This is a genomic window from Nocardia sp. NBC_01499 (assembly GCF_045040275.1).
Lineage (GTDB): Bacteria > Actinomycetota > Actinomycetes > Mycobacteriales > Mycobacteriaceae > Nocardia.
This window is the reverse complement of the sequence record NZ_CP109426.1, coordinates 3,305,036-3,324,085: the sequence shown is the minus strand read 5'-3', so window position 1 is coordinate 3,324,085 and position 19,050 is coordinate 3,305,036. Positions and strand designations below refer to the sequence as shown.

Annotated in this window: 8 protein-coding genes; all 8 read right to left on the bottom strand. The window is 67.9% G+C overall.

The window, feature by feature from the left end; translation table 11 throughout:
- Positions 1–172: 172 nt before the first annotated feature.
- The 8 genes from entS to OG203_RS15295 all read right to left on the bottom strand — a co-directional run bounded on the left by entS (position 173) and on the right by OG203_RS15295 (position 18,904).
- Positions 173–1,402, bottom strand: coding sequence for an enterobactin transporter EntS (gene entS, locus OG203_RS15330; RefSeq protein ID WP_405166323.1), 1,230 nt, complete (start codon positions 1,400–1,402; stop codon positions 173–175).
- Positions 1,399–2,397 (bottom strand): ABC transporter substrate-binding protein, encoded by a 999-nt coding sequence (locus OG203_RS15325; RefSeq protein ID WP_405166322.1) that lies wholly within the window; start codon positions 2,395–2,397, stop codon positions 1,399–1,401. The genes entS and OG203_RS15325 overlap by 4 nt, the downstream gene beginning before the upstream one ends.
- Positions 2,398–2,426: 29 nt before the next feature.
- Positions 2,427–10,964 carry an amino acid adenylation domain-containing protein gene (locus tag OG203_RS15320; RefSeq protein WP_405166321.1) on the bottom strand — a complete coding sequence of 2,846 codons (8,538 nt, stop codon included), beginning with the start codon at positions 10,962–10,964 and terminating at the stop codon, positions 2,427–2,429.
- Between the two features lie 161 nt (positions 10,965–11,125).
- Positions 11,126–12,016, bottom strand: coding sequence for an ABC transporter ATP-binding protein (locus OG203_RS15315; protein ID WP_405166320.1), 891 nt, complete (start codon positions 12,014–12,016; stop codon positions 11,126–11,128).
- A gap of 11 nt (positions 12,017–12,027) precedes the next feature.
- Positions 12,028–13,074 carry a FecCD family ABC transporter permease gene (locus OG203_RS15310; RefSeq protein ID WP_405166319.1) on the bottom strand — a complete coding sequence of 349 codons (1,047 nt, stop codon included), beginning with the start codon at positions 13,072–13,074 and terminating at the stop codon, positions 12,028–12,030.
- On the bottom strand, positions 13,071–14,081 hold the full coding sequence (locus OG203_RS15305; protein WP_405166318.1) for an iron chelate uptake ABC transporter family permease subunit: 1,011 nt from the start codon (positions 14,079–14,081) through the stop codon (positions 13,071–13,073). Before OG203_RS15305 ends, OG203_RS15310 begins: the two co-directional genes overlap by 4 nt.
- Before the next feature lie 187 nt (positions 14,082–14,268).
- Positions 14,269–17,058 carry a tetratricopeptide repeat protein gene (locus OG203_RS15300; RefSeq protein ID WP_405166317.1) on the bottom strand — a complete coding sequence of 930 codons (2,790 nt, stop codon included), beginning with the start codon at positions 17,056–17,058 and terminating at the stop codon, positions 14,269–14,271.
- A gap of 295 nt (positions 17,059–17,353) precedes the next feature.
- On the bottom strand, positions 17,354–18,904 hold the full coding sequence (locus OG203_RS15295; protein ID WP_405167883.1) for a (2,3-dihydroxybenzoyl)adenylate synthase: 1,551 nt from the start codon (positions 18,902–18,904) through the stop codon (positions 17,354–17,356).
- Positions 18,905–19,050: the final 146 nt, after the last annotated feature.

The window sequence follows — 19,050 nt, the reverse complement described above, 5'->3', positions numbered from 1 at the left end:
GGCCCGCAGCACGCGTCGGCGAGAGGGTAGCTCCGGTCTGGTGCGAAGGGGACTTTCTAACATAGGGGGCTCACTCTCCTGTCGACCAACGCCCGAGGGCGTCGTTGATGACTGGCTCCATGCTCACCCGACAGCACCTCCACGATGCGTTGGGCGTAGGCGGCACGATCCATCACGGCTTTTCCTTTCCCAACAGCGGCGCGGCGGCCAGTGACGTCAACGCGACGAGTACCAGTGCGGCCAGTCCGTAGACCATGAGAGCGGTTCCGGGACTGAAGAATTGGCCGACGATCCCGGCCACCATGGAGCCGATGGCGGTACCGGCGACGGACTGCACCATGAGCAGGCCCGAGACGCGGCCGCGCAGCTCCTCGGGCGCGTCCCGCTGCAGAATCGCGTAGCGCAGCACCATGTTCAGTGCACGGGCCAAACCGAATCCGGCCAGGCCGAGGAATACGAGCGCGGCGTGCGGTGCGAGCCCGGCGACGATGACTCCGATCGGCATGAGCGCCAACGAGATCAGCAGTGCGAGGCCAGGACGGCGACTGCGGCCGATCCACCCGCTGGTGAGTGAGCCGAGTACCGCGCCGGCACCGGGTGCGGCATAGAGCAGGCCGAGAGCGGTATCCCCAACGCCGAGTTCGTTCTCGGCCAAGGCGGGCAGCAATACCAGCGGACCGCTGACCATCATGGCGACGGTGCCGGTCAGCAGGGCTGCGCGAATGACCTTGTGCCGGGCCGCGAACGCGATGCCGACGGCCAGCTCACGCAGCGGATGCGCGACTTCCCGCGCGGGCGGCGGCTGCGGTCCGATGGACCGGATCAGTCCCACGGTGGCCGCGGTAGCGCCCGCACAGAGGAAGAACGGCAGTGCCACACCGGTTTTCGCGATCAGCAGGCCGGCGATCGCCGGGGTGACCATGGTGCCCAGATCGGTAGTGAGCGAGGTCAGCGCACCGGCGGCCGCCACTTTCTCCCGTCCGACGAGCATGGGGATGAGCGCCATGAGCGCCGAACCGCTGACCCCGCCGGCCAGGCCGTCGACCACGCCCGCGGCGTAGACGACGGCCAGCGACGGATGCGGCAGCAGCGCGTTCACACCGAGCGCGAGAAACCCGAAACCGGCTGCGCTGCGCGACCATTGGATGACATCGCGCCGATCGTACCGGTCCGCGACTACCCCGCCCGCCAGACTCCCGGCGAACAGGGCGATCGCGGTGACCGTGGTGACGCCGGCGACATGCAGGGACGATCCGGTGGCCTGGTAGACCTGCACGGGCAGTGCCACCATGAGCAGTCCGATACCGAGCACCGAGATCAGCCGGGCCGCGAAGGCGTTGCGGAATGCCCGGCTGGCGTGCAGGGGCGAGGTATCGATCAGCAGGCCGCCGAAGCGTGTCACCTGAAGCGCTCCGCCAGCAGGTCGAGGGTGGCCATGGCGCCGCGGTAATCCGGACGCAGGCTGGTGGCCGGCAGATCGTAGACCTGTCCGGCCCGGAACGCCGGCAGCTGAGCCAACATCGGGTCTTCCTTCAGCTGGGCAATGTTGCGGCCGCCGTCGACCATGATCACGAACAGCACCGGTGCGTCGACGACGGTGCTCAGCAGTTCGGGGCTGAAGGTCACCCAGTCGCCGGCCGCGGGCCGGGCCGGGTTGCCTGCCTTCGCCTCGACCTTGTCGTCCATGGTGATGCCGACCGAAGACAGCAGTGTGGCCAGCAGGGTGTTGGGGGCGATCAGGGTGGGCTTGTTGTCCTTGCGGGACTGCATCACCGCGGTCGCGCCCTGCGGCACCTTGATACCGGCCTTCACCTTCGCGACCTTGTCGTTGTACGAGGTGATCAGGCCGTCCACCTTCGCGGACTGGTTCACGATGTCGGCCACCGACTTCAACTGGTCCTGCCAGTTGGTGCTGTTGGACGGCACCAGCGCGGTCGGGGCGATGGCGGTGAGCTTGTCGTAGTCGTTGATCGACTGCTGGCCCGGGTAGCCCGGTCCGCCACCGATGATCAGGTCCGGCTGCTTGGCAGCGATGAACTCCAGGTTCATGCTGTCACCGGACGGCACCACCTCGGTGCCCTGTTGCTTGGCGTCCGCGGCCCAGGCGGCGGGGAACTCACCGGGCTGCAGCGTGACGCCGAGCAGCCGTGGATCCGCGGCCTTCACCTTCACCCCCAGGTCGTAGAGGTATCCGGCGAGTGCGCCGTTGACGACCACGATGCGCTGCGGGGCGGCGGGCACGGTGACGACGCCCTTCGCTGTCTGCACCTGGCGAGTGCCGGATTCACCCGGCTGGTCCGAGGTGGAGCTACCGCAGCCTGCCGCCGTCGCGGCCACCGCGACGATCAGCAGAGCAACGGCGGCACGCACGCGTGTCGTCATTCGGTGAACTGACATGAAAAGTGTTCCTTCTTCTAGGGGGAGGTTCAGGTGCGGAGCGCCGGATCCACATCGAGGAGCGCCGCGACCTCGATCAAGCCGATTGTGGCGATATCGTTGTGCGAGTATGGAAGTCGGCGCACAGTCAGCCGTGCGCCTGCGGCCTGCCACCCGGTCATCTGGGCGGCGACGCGTTCGGGTTCGGCGCCGGTGTCGCCGGAGTACAGGACCATGGTTCCGCTGTAGCGCGGTGACTCGGATTCGGTGACCATGCGCAGCAGCGCCGTCGCGGCGGTGCGCACAGCGACCGACAGTTCCGGTGAGTACTCGGCCATTTCCGGTAGCAGCGCGTCCAGCCCGGTGGGGTTCGCGAGGGACTGGGCGGCGCGATCGGTGAGATTCGACAGCGGATACGAATCGAGCAGACCCACGTAGCCGACCGGCTCGCCCTCGGCCTCCAGGATCGCCGCCATCGCGTGGGCGATATTGCCGCCTAGCGAGTAGCCGAGCAGATGGTAGGGACCCTGCGGCTGGATACGGCGAATGGCCGTCAGGTAGTACCGCGCCAGGTCGTCGAGGGTGCGAACGTGGAAATCCCTATCGGTCAGGCTGGGCAGCTGCAAACCGACGATCGGCCGGTCGACGCGCAGCAGCCGGGCCAGCGGCGCGTACTTCCACGCCGTGCCGCCGATCTGATGGACGCAGAACAGCGGTGTGGCCGAACCTCCGGTGCGCAGTTCCAGGACCGGATCGAGGCGGCGGCCAAGGGCGGCGAGGCCGTCCGCCGGCCGTGCGGTGCCGGTTTCCGCCGTGCCGATCCGCGATGCGAGCGCGCGCGGTGTCGGGGCGGCGAAAACATCGTCGAGTACCACCGCGAAGCCCGCGCGGACCAGTCGGCCGATCAGGCGCACGGCGATGAGCGAGTGGCCGCCCTCGGCGAAAAAGTCTGCGTCCACGTCGATCTCGGGGATCGACAGCACGGCGGCCATGGTCTCGCGGACGGCATCGAGCGGACCCGCATCGCGCATGACGGTCGTTATCATCGGCTCGGGTGCGGCGGAATCCGGCGCCGGGAGCGCCTTGCGGTCGATCTTCCCGCTTGCGGTGCGCGGAATATGGACCAGCAACAGGAAGGCAGCCGGAATCATGTACGCGGGCAAGGCCGTACGCAGCTGTTCGCGCACCGCCTCGGTGTCGAGCTCGACCCCGGACCGGGCGACGAGATAGGCGACCAGGCGCTGATCGCCCGGGGTGTCCTCCCGCAGCAGCACGACGGCCAGGGCCACACCCACGCAGGCGAGCAGTGCCGATTCGATATCACCCAGTTCAATCCGCTGGCCGCGCAGTTTCACCTGGCTGTCACTGCGGCCGACGTAATCGAGTTCACCGGCGGGGGTCCATTTCACCAGATCGCCGGTGCGGTACATCCGTTCGCCGCCCGCTCCGCCTGACCGCGCCCCGAACGGGTCGGCCACGAAGGCGCCCGCGGTCAGATCGGGGCGGGACCGATAGCCGCTGGCCAGTTGGATGCCGGTCAAATACAGATCACCGATGGTGCCGACCGGGACCGGCCGCAGCCGATCGTCGAGGACATGGACGCCGGATCCGGCGGCCGGGACGCCGATCGGGACCGATCGAGTGTCGGCGTCGACGGTCTCGTGATAAGTAATGTTGACCGCGGCCTCGGTGGGGCCATACAGGTTGTAGACGACGGCTCCGGTCAACGCGCGCATCCGATGCGCCGTCGCCGGGGGCAGCGCCTCTCCGCCGATGTAGACGCAGCGCAGATCGGTGCAGCCGGACAGGTCGGCCTCCTCAGCGAGCACCGTGAGCATGGAGGGCGTCATCTGTATGGCGGTGACCCGCTCCGCGCGCATGAGCTGAGCCTGGTAGAACGGGTCGCGGTGACCGCCGGGGCGGGTCAGCACGATTCGGGCGCCGACGTGCAGCGGGAGGAACAGTTCCACCATGGCGGCGTCGAAAATCGGTGGGGTGCGGTACAACACTGTGTCGCCGGGGCCGAACCGGCATTCGCGCTGCAGCCATTCGAAGGTGTTGACGATCGCCGCGTGCGGCACGCTCACACCCTTGGGTACACCTGTGGAGCCTGAGGTGAACAGCAGATAGGCGGTGTTGGCGGAGCGCAGCGGTGTAAGCCGATCGGCATCGGTGAGTCCGGAGTCGGGGAATCCACCGGTGTCGATGTCATCGAGGGTGCGCAAAACCAGTGCTGGAGCGGCGGTTTGGAGGATCTTCTCGATGCGCTGCGCGGGCTGGTCGGGATCAACGGGCAGGTAGACGCCACCGGCTCGGCAGATGGCGTGTGCGGTGACGACCGCATCGATGGTGCGCGGAATGGCCACCGCGACAACCATTTCGGGACCAATGCCCCGCGAGACGAACCAGCGGGCGAGCCGGTTCGCGCGGGAATCGAACTCCCGGAAGTCGATCGTGACACCCTCGGCCGTGACGGCCGGGGCGGCCGGGTCGACGGTCGTGCCCCAGTCGGCCAGGGTCGAGCCGCGCAGATCCGGTTCGGACGCTTCGGCGGCTACCGGCCGATCCAGGAAGACCGCGGCCCGCACATCCTCGGTGACGGTGACGGCGGTCAGGATCTCGTTGAGCCGCTCGGCGATCCACCCCAACGTGGCATCCGAGACCCCGCTGCGGTCGTAGCCGATCAGCAGGGTCAGCTGGTCGCCCGGTGGGGCGACCAGGGTCATCGGATAGTGCGTGCCACCGTGGTTGTGGAAGGCCCCCCGCCGAAGCTCGTGCGACTCCGGTTGCCCGACACCGGAATTCGGGAAGTTCTCGAAGGTGACCAGGGTGTCGAAGAGGGTCCCGACCCCGGCGATACGTTCGATTTCCGCCAGACCCGCGTGATCGAACTCCTGCATGGCGAACTGGTTTTCCTGCAATTCGGCCCACTGCTCGAGCAGTGCGCGGTCCGGGTCGAAACTGCAGCGGACCGGCACAGTATTGGCGAACAGGCCGACCATGGCCGCCACGCCAGGCAGTTCGGCGGGGCGGCCGGAGACGGTCGCGCCGAATACGACGTCGGTGCGTCCGGTGAGTGCGGCGAGCACCAGCGCCCAGGTGCCCTGTACCAGTGTGTTCATCGTCAGACCGCGACGGCGGCCGAGATCGGTCAGCGCTGCGGCAAGCGATTCGGGCAGTGGGACTTGCCACTGCCGGAACTCGCGATCGCGGAAGGTGTTCGCGCGCACCAGCGTCGGCGCGGTGAATCCGGCAAGCCGCTCGGACCAGGCTGCTCGGACCGCCGCGTGATCGCGGGTGGCGATCCAGGACAGATAGTCGCTGTACGGTGCGGGCGAGGGCAGTCTGTCACCGTGATAGACAGCGAGCACTTCCCGCAGCACGATCGGCGTTGACCAGCCGTCGATGACGAGGTGATGGGTATTGAGCACCAGTCGGTGTTCGTTACCGGGCAGGCGAATCAGCGTGGCGCGTAACATCGGCGACCGATCCACCGTGAAACGGTGTCGGGTCGCTTCGGCTTCCAGCCGGTCGGCGGCGGCAACCGCGGCGCGCAGTGGCAGCCCGGACAGGTCGACCTCACGCCACGGCATTCCCACCGACTGGGGGATCGCCTGCACCGGCTGATCCAGGCCTTCGTAGTGGAAGGCCGCGGCCATGGTGGTATGCCTGCCGACCACGGTGTCGAAAGCCGCCGACAGTCGCGGCCCGTCCAGCGGACCGTGCAGGTCGACGCGTGCGCTCAGGTTGTAGACGTCTGCCGCGCCATCGCGAATCGCGTGGAACAGCAAGCCTTCCTGCAGCGGCGACAGCGGCAGCAGTTCGGCAAGCGGACCGTGCGCGGTCTCCAGAACGTCGATGTCGCCCTGGGAGACGGACACGCCGGGGCAGTCCGACGGCGTGAGACCGCCGGGAAACAGCACCGCGTGTGCGGCGAACGCCTCCAGGGCGAGTTCCCAGTGCCGCTGGAGTTCCGCGACCCGGTGTGTGCCGAGAATCCGGCTCGCCGCAGTCCACTCCACGGCGATCCGGGGCGCACCCGGCTGTGCGGTAGTGGGTTCGTGCACGAAGACGTTGAGCGAAAGTACTTCCGTCAGCGCCTTTTCCGGTGGCTCCGTCACCGCGAAGGGGTCGTGTTCGGGCAGGCTCCAGCCGAGGGCGGCGCCCCCGCCGAAGCGGCCGAGATAGTTGAGCAACACCTCGGGTGCTCGCCGCGAAGTGAGCAGCGGCGCGGTCTCCGGGTCGAGCATGCGCAGCACGCCGTAGCCGACCCCGTTGCCGGGGACGGCCCGCTTGGCCTCCTTGACCGCGCGCAACAGCCGCCCGGCCGCCGCGCCTCCGGCCAAGGCGTCGGCGAGCCCGTCCGGGTCATCGATACCGGTCGCGGGCGTCCACACGGGGTACTCACTGGTGAACCAGCCGATGGTGCCCGCGAAATCGGTATCCGCACGCAGAGGCTCACGCCCGTGTCCTTCGACCGTGACGGGTCGACCCGATTCGAGTGCCTCGCCACGCTCGTGCCGCCAGGCATTGAGCGCCAGCATGAGGGCAGCGAGCAACACCTCGTCGGTCTTCGCCCGATACGCGGCGGGCAGCGTGGTCAGCAGCGCCTCGGAGACTTCCGGCGCGGCGAAAGTCCTTGTACAGTCCGCACTCTCGACGAGATCCAGGCCATGGTCGAGCGGCCGTGCCCCGAGCGCCGCGACCATGCCGTCACCGAGAGCCTGCTGCCAGTGCGCCAGTTCTGAGCGATACCCGCCCGCAGCACCGGACTCGGCAAGCAGCGTGGCGTACCGTCGCCACGAACTCTCCTTGGCAGGCAGCGCCGCCGGACGGCCGTCCCGCGCCGCCACGCACGCCTCGTACAGCTCGGGCACCAGAATTCGCCACGAAACACCGTCGACCACCAGGTGATTGGCAACCAAGATGAGGCGGTCGGCCACGTCCGGCGCCATCCGAACCAGCGCGGCACGGATCTCAATGCCCTCGGCGGGAGCCAATCCCGTCGCCAGATCTGCCACAACCCGTTCGATGAACGCCGCGCCGGACTCCGCCGACCCTCCATGCGGAGCAACAGAATTCGAGACAGCAGCCGACCCATCCGCAGATCGAGGTCGGTCGTGGAACGCCATCTCACGGACCAGATCGGACGCGCGTATCGCGCCCATGTCCGCGATCACCAGTCGGGGACCGGTGTCGGTTTCGTCGAACACCAGCCGCAACGCGTCGTGGCGGTCGAGCAGGGTTTGCAGGCCGGTGATCAGGTGGTCGAGCGAGAGGTCCTCGTGCAGGGTCAGCGCGGTCCACTGGGCGTATCCGGCGATGGTGTTGCGGCTCCGGTTCACTTCGAGCAGTGCGCCCACCATGGGCGGGATCGGGACCGGGCCGGTGGCCTCGTCCGGTGTCGCGGTGCCGGACGCGTGCTCCACGGGTTGGGCCGCGGCGGCGATGGTGGCCAGATCGCGCTGGGCGAGTAAGGTTTTCGGCTGGACGGCCAATCCGAGGGCACGCAATCGGCTGCTCACGCCGATGGCGGTGATGCTGTCGCCGCCGAGTCCGAAGAAGTCGTCGGTGACGTTGACGCGCGCCACACCAAGCACCGCGGCGACCACACCGCAGACCGCGCGCTCCGCATCGGTATGGGGTGGCCGTCCGGTCGAAATCACTTGGGGCGCGGGTAGTGCCGCCCGATCGAGCTTGCCGTTTACGGTGGTCGGCAGGGCGGCCAGCACCACGAGCGCCGACGGGATCATGTGGTCGGGAACTACGGTGGTCAACCGATGCCGCAGCTGGTCGGTATCCAGCGTTGCGCCCGCCTCTGGGACCAGATAGCCCACCAATCGGTTGCTGTCGCCGGTCTTTCGGATGGTGGCCGCCGCGGCGGCCACGCCGGGCAGTGCGCCTAGCGCGGCCTCGACCTCGCCCAATTCCACGCGATAGCCGCGCACCTTGATCTGCTGGTCGGCACGGCCGAGGTAGTCGTAGCCATGGCCGGGCAACCAGCGCGCCCGGTCGCCGGTGCGGTACATGCGCTCGCCCGCCGCGAACGGGTCGGCGACGAAGCGGTCGGCCGTCAACGCGGCACGGCCGAGGTAGCCACGCGCCAATTGGGTTCCGGCTAAATATAATTCGCCGATCTCGCCGTCGGGCACGGGTTGTAGCCCACCGTCGAGCAGATAGGCGCGGGTGCCGGCCAAGGGGCCGCCGACGTGCGGGAGCGCACCGGTCACGGGCGCGCTGAGCGCGTCGACGGTCGCCTCCGTCGGACCGTACATATTGCGGGCCGGCACATCTGACGCGGCGATCGTCGACCACAGCGCGGGCGGGGTCGCCTCGCCACCGAGGAGTAGCAGCTCGGGGCGGTGCACGCCACCGAGTAACCCGTTGTCGATCAAGGCGGCCGCCATCGACGGGGTGGTGTCGACGACGTCGATGCGGTCGGCGGCAAAGGCGGCGACCTGTGCGGCGGCATCCTTCTGAATGTCGTTGTCGTACAGGCAGATCCGGTGACCGCACCATAGCCACAGTAGCTGGTCCAAGGCCGCGTCGAAAGCGAAGGAGTAGGTGTGGGCAATGTGCAGCTGCCGTCCGCCCGCACGGGCGGCGGCGTCGGCGTAGACGGTCGACAGGTGGTGATGCAGCAGCTGCGCCATCGCACCGCAGGAGATCTGGACACCCTTGGGCCTACCGGTGGAGCCGGATGTGTACACCACATAGGCGAGATGCGCGGCCGAGCGCGGCGCGGCGAGTTCGGCCTCGGTCAGCGGACCGCTTACGAGCTCGGCGACAGCGTCCCGAATCGCGCTGTCCGACAACCGGATCAGCCGGTCGGATCGGTCAGCGAAAGTCGCGTCCGCCACCGCGTCGTTGGTCAGGATCAGCACCGGTGCGGCGTCGTGGACGATGTCGGCGAGCCGCTGCGCCGGGTGCTCGATGTCCAGCATGAGGTAGGCCGCGCCCGCGTGCCGCACTGCGAGCAGGGCGACCACGATGTCCACGGTGCGCGGCAGCGCGATGCCGACGATGTCCTCGGGACCGACGCCTCGGCCGCGCAGATACCGCGCCAGCCGGTGCACTCGCGCACCCAGTTCGGCCGCAGTGTGCTGCTCGCCGCCGCCGACCAGCACGATGTCGTCCGGCCGTGCGGCGACCATGCGGTCGAAGACCTCGACCGTGTCCTCGGGGTGACCGGGCAGTGGCGCACCGGCCCGCTCGACGGCGATGCGCGCGCCGAGCTCTGCCGGATACAGGGTGATTGCGCCGATGTGCCGGTCCGCATCATCGACCAGTTCGGTGATCATCCGGACCAGTGCGTCCAACCGGCGGCGCACCGTCTCCGCGTCGAGCGACCGCGCGTCCACCTCGAATCCGAGCTGGATCCGATCCCGCGACAACGGCGTGACGGTCAGGCCGAGATCCTCTGGCGGGCCGCCGGCGACATTGCGCAAAATGCCTGTGGCGCCGTCGAAATCGAGGGCGAAGTCGAAAGCCTTCAGATTGATGCCGATGCCGTGCAGCAGCGCGCCGGTCTGCGTACCGCCGAATTCCCGCGCCAGATCCTCACCGCGGAATCGCTGGTGGGCGCGCACCTCCCGCAGCGCGTCGGTCACCCGCTTGCCGAGTTCGCCGAGGCGGTCCTGACCGGACGCCGGAATCCGCAGTGGCAGTACATTGACCGCCATGGACGGTGTGGTGAGCGCGGTCTTGCCGACTCGCGCCATCACGGGCAGGGCGATGACCACATCGGTCTCACCGAGCAGCCGATGCACGAATCCCGCATAACCGGCGACAAGTACGTCGGCCCAGGTGATGCCGGTCGCGGTGGCCGCCGCCTTGATGCGTGCCACCAGGTCGGCGTCGAGGACGGCGCGCGCCTCGTTGGTCTGCTCGACAGTTCCCTCGGGTGCGCGGCCACGCCCGTCCAGCGGCGGCAGCGGGGCGAGCCGATCCCGCCAGTAGTCGCGGTCGTGCCGATAGGCCTGGCTCGCACGGTATTCGAGGTCTTCCTCGACGAGCGTCCGGATCGAGCCCCACCGCGGCGGCGGTGCCTCGCTGCCGCGGCGCAAGGCGGTGTAGTGGGTGGCGACGCGGCGCGACACCATGGCCGCGCTGTATCCGTCGATGATCAAGTGGTGGTAAAGCTGAATGCACCACACGTCGCGGTCGGTGAGTCGCAGCAGCGTATAGGTGTACAGCTGCCGGTCGACCATGGCGCGGCAATAGGTTGCGGAGCGTTCGCGTTCGGCCGCGACCAGCCGGTGTGCGGCGGCGGTCGGGTCGGTCTCGCCGCGCAGGTCGACGAGCGGACGCAGTTCGGGTTCCAGGTCGGTGATCTGCTGTCGCGGGCCGTCGGCGGTGTCGCTGAACCGCAGTCGCATGGTGTCGGTCTCGGCGATGGTCCGGCGGATGGCGGTGTCGAGCAACGCCACGTCGATGGCCTCGGGTCCGGAGATCTCGAGCACCTCGCCGACCAGGTAGCTGAGCGATTCGGGGTCGAGATGCTGGGCGTTCCAGATCCCCAGTTGCGCTCCGGTGAGCGGTAATCCGAGATGACCTGCGCTCGCGTCGTCCCGTTCCACCGGTCTCACGGCAACTCCTTCACCATCAACGTATTGCGACCCCTCCCTCGGTCCACCCGGGCTCGAGGAGAGTCCAACAACGGAGGAAGGAAACATAGGCTAACCTAATTTAACTACCAATAGGAAATAGAAGCCCCTCATCACCGGATCGGCCACTTCCCGGTGCTGCGTCAGCTCACGCCCGCCGCGTTCTCGGCGAGCGGAATCACCAGCGGTGCACCGGTTTCCGGGTCGTCGATGATCCGGCAGCCGAGGGCGAAGACGTCCCGCACCAGTTCGGCGGTCGCGATCTCACGCGGCGTACCGGTGGCGATTACCCGGCCGTCCCGCATGGCGATGAGGTGATCGGCGTAGCGGAAGGCGTGATTCAGGTCGTGCAGGACGGCGACCACGGTCCGGCCGGATTCCCTGTTCAGCTTGCGGCACAGATCCAGCAGGTGGATCTGATGCGCGATATCCAGGTAGGTGGTCGGCTCGTCGAGCAGAATGATCGGCGTCTCCTGCGCAAGCACCATGGCGATCCAGACGCGTTGCCGCTGTCCGCCGGACAACTCGTCCACCGAGCGGGCCGACAGGTCGGTGACGCCGGTGGCCGCCATGGCCGCGGTGACCGCCACCTCGTCCGCCTGCGACCACTGGCGTAGCAGGGTCTGGTGCGGATATCGGCCGCGCGCGACCAGATCCGCGACTCGGATGCCGTCCGGGGCGGTGGAGGACTGTGGGAGCAGACCGATGCGGCGGGCGACCTCCTTGGCTGGATAGGCGGTGATGTCCTTGCCGTCGAGCAGCACGGCACCGTCTTCCGGGGTGAGCAACCGAGCCAGCGCACGAAGCATGGTGGATTTCCCGCAGGCATTGGGGCCGATGATCACCGTGAAGGCCCCGTCCGGAATATCCACCGAGAGTTGGTCGCTGATGGTACGGCCGCGATAGCCGAGGCGCACCCGGTCGGCCCGCAATCGGCTCCGATCCTCCTGTGCGCTGTGCCCATTCGTCTGCGCCAGCGCTCGATCCGCGCCATCGGTATCCCATTCGATTCCGGCGCTGTGGTTCTCGTTCATAGTCGCTTCCTCTAATCCCGTCGCGCCTCGGCGACCAGCACATATGCCAGATACAGCCCGCCAACCGAGACGGTGACGACGCCGACCGGCAGCGTGGTGGGTGCGAATATCCGCTGCGAGATCCAGTCGCAGGTCACCAGCAGCAGCGCACCCATGGCAGCGGCGGGAGCAAGTGCGGTGGAGGCCGTGCGAGCCAGGCGGCGGCCCAATTGCGGTGCGGCCAAGGCCAGGAAGGCAATGGGTCCGGCGACGGCCGTGGCGACGGAGCAGAACGCGACGCTCAGCACGATCAGTAGCATGCGGTCACGTCCGACCCGGATGCCGAACGCCTGCGCCAGATCGTCACCCAATTCCAGGATCCGCAAGCGGGGCGCGGCTGCGAGAGCGGCCACGCCGAGTACCGCCAGCAGGATGAGCGCGGGCGCGACCTGTGCCGTGGTGACCCTGCTCAGCGACCCGGCGCCCCATGCGGCCGCCGACATGGCAGCGGTGAGATCGGCGCGCAGAATGAGCCAGGTATTGATCGAGGCCAGCATGGCGCTGACGCCGATGCCAACGATGATGAGCCGGAAGCCGGTGACATTGTGCCGGAAGGCCAAGAGCTGAATGGCAAGGGCCGCAGCCAATCCGCCGAGGAACGCACCCACTGAGGTCTGGAATCCGCCGCCGCCCAGCGCCAGCATGACGATGAGCGCGCCAGTGTAAGCGCCGGTGTTGAAGCCGACCAGATCTGGGCTGCCGAGCGGATTGCGGGTCACCGATTGCAGGATCGCGCCGCTCACACCGAGTGCCGCGCCCAGCGCCAGCGCCAGCACTACGCGCGGAAATCGCCAGTCCCACACCACGAGTCGGTCGAAACGCTGATCTCCGACGAACAGCGCACGCAGTACCCGATCCGGTGGAATCGGGTAATCGCCGGTGCCGAGCGACAATACGGCCACGACCAATGCCGCGGTGACGAGGATCGCGCACACCACCACGGTGCGAACACCCACACGGGCGGCGAGACCGCGGGTTCGGACCACCAGCACCGAGCGGCCGAAATCGATTGCGGTCATTGCGCACTCACCCGGGTACGCCGCGTCAGCCAGATCAGGATGGGTGCACCGAGGAAGGCGGTCACCAATCCCGCCGGCACTTCATCGGGCCGAACGAGTATGCGCCCGAGCATATCCGCACCCAGCACCAGAATCGGCGCGAGCAGCATGGAGTAGGCGATGATCCAGCGCTGGTCGGGTCCGACGATCCAGCGCGCGATATGCGGCACCGCCAAGCCTACGAAGGTGATCGGCCCCACCGCGGCAGTCGCGGTGCCGCACAGCAGGGTCAGCGACGTGACAGTGAGCAGCCGGGTCCGCCTGATGTGCACCCCCAGCGCGTGGGCGAGGTCGTCACCTAGGGCAACGGCATTGAGCGAGCGCGCGGCGATCACCGCCGCCACCAGGCCTACGAGAATGAACGGCGTGGCGCCGGCGATGACGTCGTGGCCGCGCCCGGTCAACGCGCCTGCATCCCAGTTCCGCATTTGGTCGAAGGCCTTGGGGTTCAGCAGTATCAACCCCTTGGTGAGTCCGGACAGCACGGCCGTGATAGCGACCCCGGCCAGTGTCAGCCGGATCGGATCGGTCCCCTGCCTGCCCGCGGTGCCGAGCCGATACACCACAACCGACGCTACTGCGGCACCGATGAACCCGAACCACACGTACGACGTGATCTCGGTGACTCCCAGGAAAGCGACCGCCATCGCGATGACGAAGGCCGCTCCGGCATTGACGCCGAGCAGACCAGGATCGGCCAGCGGATTGCGCGTCAACCCCTGCATGAGGCATCCGGCCACGCCAAGCGCCAGTCCGGCGAGCAGTCCGAGCAGCGTGCGCGGCACCCGATACTCGGTGATGACCAGCGCGTCCGCCGATCCGTCGGCGCCCCATAGCGCATCCCACACCTGCCCGGCCGGAATGGCCTTGGTTCCGACCATGAGGCTGAGTAAACAGGCAGCCATCAGTACGGCAGCCGTCAGCAGCCACCCAGGCCAGCGCCTTGTCCGTGCGCGCGTACCTTCCATCTGGTAATTTCTCCACGATTTCCGAGCTGTAACAGGGCCTTCGGCGACGGTTCCGCCGGGCAGGGAACACAATCCTCGAGCAACGTTAGAATTTAGGTTTGCCTATCCTAGCGTGCTAACTCATTCGGAAGTAATCGCCAAGTAGGACGACCAGTGAGCAGCCCTGTGCCGCACGAGAGACGATCTCTCACACTCGGCGTGGTGGAGCTTCGAGCATGGCGAGATAAGTTGTCGCGGTGTCGGTTTCGGCGGCGCCGAGGCGGCGGTAGATGTCGATGGCGTGGCGCAGGTTGGTGGTGGCGGTGGCGGTGTCGCCGAGGGCGGCTTGGCAGCGGGCGGTGCCTTCCAGTGCGCGGGCTTGCTGGATTGGGCTGTCGATGTCGCGGGCTGTGGTCAGTGTGTCGGTGAACATCGTCAACGCCTCGCCGGGTTCGCCGGTCGCCAACAGCAGCTTCGCGGTGCTGATCAGTGTCTCGACTTCGCCGAAGCGGTAGCCGATCTCGCGGAACAAGGCCAGGGCTTGCCGGGAGAGGTCGGCGGCCTCCGCGTTTTTCCCGGTTTCCCGGCACACGGCGCCCAGGTTGGCGAGTGCCTCGGCTTCGCCGATGCGATAGCCGATCTCGCGGAACCAGGTCAGGGCTTGCCGGGAGAGGTCGGCGGCCTGCTTGTGGTCCCGGGTTTCCCGGCACACGGTGGCGAGGTTGTTGAGGTTGATGGCTTCGCCGAGGCGGTACCCGATCTCCCGGAACATGGCCAATGCCTGCTGGATCAGATCGGCGGCCTGCCCGTAGTCCCCGGTATCCCGGCGCACCAGGCCGAGGTTGCCGATCCAGCGGGCTTCGCCTCTGCGGTGGCCGATCTCCTGGAACGCAGCCGTGGCGCGCAGAAAGAAGTCGGCGGCCTGCCCGTAGTCCCCGGTCTCGCGGCGCACACTGCCGAGGAAGCCGAGGGCGTCGGCCTCCCCGAGGGCGGAGCCGGTCTCCTTGAACAGGATCAAGGCCTGCTGGATCAGATCGGCGGCCTGCTCGTAGTCGCCGTTGTCGCGGAGTACGCCACCGAGTCTGGTCAGTGTGCCTGCTTCGCCGACGGGGTGACCGATCGACCGGTACAGGGTGAGCGCCTCCCGGAGCACGTCGGCGGCCTGCCCAATGTCACCGGCGTATCGGTAAAAACCGCCGAGGTTTGCCAGGGTGTCGGCTTCGCCGATGGGATAGCCGGTCGACCTGTACAGGGCGCGAGCCTGCCAGAGCACGTCCGCGCCTTGGTCATGGTTCCCGGTCTGCCACTGCAGGACGCCGAGGTTGGTGAGTGCGTTGGCATGGCCGAAGCGGTTGCCCAAGCGGTCCGCGGCCTCAGCGGCACGCCGGTGCAGTCGCAGCCCTGATGACCACGGCCCTTCGCGTTCCAGCAATTCCGCGAGTACCTCGGTCAGTCCGACCAACCGGGCAGGATCGTGGTCAGCGGCGTACTCGACGCAGGCGAGCAGGTTGGTTCGCTCGGTACGCATCCACGCCAGCGCGTGCACCGCGTCGTTGAATTCCCGCACCAGGGCACCGCGCACGCCGGAGCTGCGGTTGCCGTCGGCGGGGCGGGGTCTTCGCGTCAGCCATTGGTCCGCCGCTGCCGCGGTGTGGCGGTAGTAGTCCAGCAACCGCTGCACCGCCGCGGCGACGTCGCTGGTCGACGTTGCCGCGGCGAGGGCGCGCACGTATTCGCGCACCAGGTCGTGCATGCAATACCGGCCGGGTGCGGTCTCCTCGATGAGGTTGTCGGTGTAAAGAGCGTCCAGGTCGGCTCGTGCTTCGGCGAGCGGTATGTCGTTCAGCGCGGCCACCGCATAAGCATCGAAATCGGTGCCAGGGTGCAGTCCCAGCGTGCGGAACAGTCGCTGCCTGCCGGGTGGCACCTCGTCGTATGAGGCGGTGAACGCGGCACGAACCGCGCGCTGACCGGCGTCGAGTTCACCGAGCCGATCTCGGGCGGCGCGGAACTCCTCGGCCAGGCCGGTGAGAGTCCACACAGGATGATGGGCGAGTCGGCCGGCCAGTAGCACGATCGCCAGCGGCAAGTACCCGCACAACCGGACGATCTCGGCGACGGCCGCGATGTCGTCGCCTTGTGGGTTGCGTTGGGCCAACTGGCAGAACAGGTCGACCGCGCTGTCGGGATCGAGGGTGTCCAGTGGCAGCGGGAGGGCGCTGTCCAAGGCGATGAGTCGGCGGCGACTGGTGATCAAGGTGAGGCATGCCGGCCCGGCCGGTAGCAACGGTTCGATCTGGTCCTGGTCGCGGGCGTCGTCGAGGATCAGCAGTACCCGTTTGGTGGAGACGCGGTCGCGCCATAGGTCACGCCGTGCGTCGAGAGAGTCCGGGATGTGGCTCGGTGCGATGCCGAGGCCGGTGAGCAGGGTGGCCAGTACCTCGGTGGGATCGGCGGGCACTTGGTCGGGGGTGTGGGTGTTGAGTTCGACGAAGAACCTGCCGTCGGGAAACCGGTCTGACAGCAGGTGCGCTGCGCGGGTGACCAGCGCGGTTTTCCCGACGCCAGGCATGCCGTCGATGGTGTGGATGGAGACCACCCGACCTGGCCCTGCCGCATCCATGATCCGCTCCACCTCGACCTCACGCCCAACAAACGTGGGGACATCACGTCGCAATGAGGTCAGCACCGTCGGGCGTACGGGCTGAGCGCTTGCCGCCTTCCATAAACGCCGCCAGGCCGACCGGTTCGTCAAGACCGACGGCACGGGACCGGATGTGTTCCGCGCTAGCGCGATCAACGTCACCAGCACCGGATCCAACGATTCGAATCGGGAGGGCACATTGCGCCCGCTTCGCCAATCGCTGATGCGCTGCATCGATGAGCGCTGGTTCTGTGCTTGGGTGCGGGTGGCCTTGAGCCGTTCCTCGGTGGCGGTCGTGACCCGCTGCAGTGTGGGGTTGCCTGCGGCTTCCCACAGTTCCGTCAACCTGGCCACGAACAGCGTCCGCGGCGAAGCGTCTGTACCACGACCTGCATTCGGACCGGTCTCGCTCATCATGACGTGCACGTCAACAGACGATAAGGGCACAATCCATCGATTGGGACCCGAGCTCGCCCATCTTTGCTCTGGATGGCGACTGTGCCCGATATGGCGACGTCAGTTCCTGTCGCCGTCGGCGGCCCTGAGCGGACAGTCGCACGCCACATCCCGTCCCTTCCCGATGTCGGGGGCGACGCCTACGACATCGGTGCGGGGCGAGGATTCCGACGACCTACGCGGCGACCGCGGGTCAGGTTGCGGACGCTTGCGCGGTGAGCGCGGCCCGTAGGGAGCGACGGCTGATCTTGCCGACGCCGGTCTCCGGGAAGCTCTCGACCACCTGGAGCAGGTCGGGGATCTTCCAGGTGGCCACACCGCGCTCCCTGACGAACTGGCGGATCTGACCGAGCGCGGGCGGTGTGGTGGGATCGGCGGCGAGCACGAATACGCAACTGCGTTCGCCGAGCCGCTCGTCGGGCACCGAGACGACGATCGCGTCTCGAATCAACGGATGGTCAAGCAGATGCTCCTCGATCTCCTCGGCCGAGATCTTCTCGCCGCCGCGGTTCACGCGGTCGCCGAGCCTGCCCTTGACCACCAGATTGCCGTCCGCGCGCAGGTTCACCACATCGCCGGTGCGGTACCAGCCGTCCTCGGTGAACGAGGACGCGTTGGCCTCGGGATTACGGTAGTAGCCGCGAATCGTGTACGGCCCCTTGGTGATCAGCAGACCGTCGGTGCCGGGCGGGACGTGGTTGCCTGCCTCGTCGACCACCGCGACCTGATCGTGCGCGGACATCGGGCGACCCTGGGTGGCGAGCACCACTTCTTCCGGATCGTCGAGCCTGGTGTAGCAGACCAGGCCCTCGGCCATGCCGAACACCTGCTGCAGGGTCGCGCCGAGGGCGGGCCTGATCCGGCGGGCCAGCTCGTCCGGGCAGCGAGCGCCACCGACGAGCAGCACTCGCAGGCTCGAAATGTCGTATTTGGTACTGGCTTCCGCGCGTTCGACCCACAGCCGGGCCAGCGGCGGGACCAGTCCGGTGATGGTGACCGAGAACCGCTCGATCGCGCTGAACGCGGTGGTGGGGGAGGGGTCGATGGCCATTGCCACCGTGCCGCCCGCCCACAGCGCGCCGAGAATGCCCGGCGAGCTCATCGGGAAGTTGTGTGCCACCGGCAAAGCCGCGAGGTAGACGCTGGTGCTGTCGAGTTCGCACAGCTCCGCGCTGCGGCGCACGCTGTAGAGGTAATCGTCGTGCGTGCGCGGGATGAGCTTCGGCGTCCCGGTGCTGCCGCCGGACAGCTGCAGGAACGCTACGTCGGAGGCCGCGACGGCCGGCAGGTCCCTCGGCGCGGCGCGCAGGGTATCGAGGGCATGCGTGCCGCCGGGTAGTGCGGGGCGCTGGTGGTCGGGAACGATGATCAGGTGCCGCAGGTCCGGGGCGTGGTCCCGCAGGATCGCGGCGAGGGTGGCGTGATTGAACGTCTGGTGGTGATGGCAGGTGACCATCGCTACCGCGCCGCTGGCCTGCGCGATCGGGATCAGCTCGGACTGGCGATGCGCAGGCAGGCAGAAAACCGGCAGCGCACCCGCGTAGAAGAGGCCGAAGATCACCTCGACGAACTCGGCGATATTGGGCAGCTGGACCAGGACCCGATCACCCGGCCGCACGCCGAGTTCCAGCAACCCGGAGGCCAGCGATGTGGCGCGCGTCGCCAGTTCCGCGTAGCTCCAGCGATTTCGGTCGTCTACCACGGCAATCGCGTCCGGCGTCGCCGCGGCGCGGGCGCTGAGCATACTGCCGAAGGTCTCGCCGGTCCAGTACCCCAACGCTCGATATTGCTCGACTTCCGTTGCGGGCCAAGGGGTTAGGTCGGATTGAGACGGCACTGTCGAACTCCTTCATACCGAAACGTCGTTGATTTACTTCTATCGAGAATTAA